At 45.3% G+C, this 245-nt stretch carries 1 tRNA gene; it reads right to left on the minus strand.

The window, feature by feature from the left end:
- Window positions 1-129 precede the first annotated feature (129 nt).
- A tRNA-Ala gene (locus BN358_RS11240) sits at window positions 130-205 on the minus strand.
- Window positions 206-245: the final 40 nt, after the last annotated feature.

The following is a 245-nucleotide window of genomic DNA, read 5'->3' on the forward strand; positions in this document are numbered from 1 at the left end:
CTCTAGCCCTAACCCCATTTGTTCGAAGAATAAATGGCGGTAGGTCTGACGCAATGAGCTCCAATTTTGCGCGACCGTAGGAAGCGTAAAAATTGTGAAGCGAAACTGCGTTCTAATTATAAAAATTAGTGGTGGAGATAAAGAGATTCGAACTCTTGACCCCCTGCTTGCAAGGCAGGTGCTCTCCCAACTGAGCTATACCCCCACATGTTAATACTGCTCAAACAATGCTTGAGCAGCAATAG

The sequence above is a fragment of the Sedimentibacter sp. B4 genome (genome assembly GCF_000309315.1).
Classification (GTDB): domain Bacteria; phylum Bacillota; class Clostridia; order Tissierellales; family Sedimentibacteraceae; genus Sedimentibacter; species Sedimentibacter saalensis.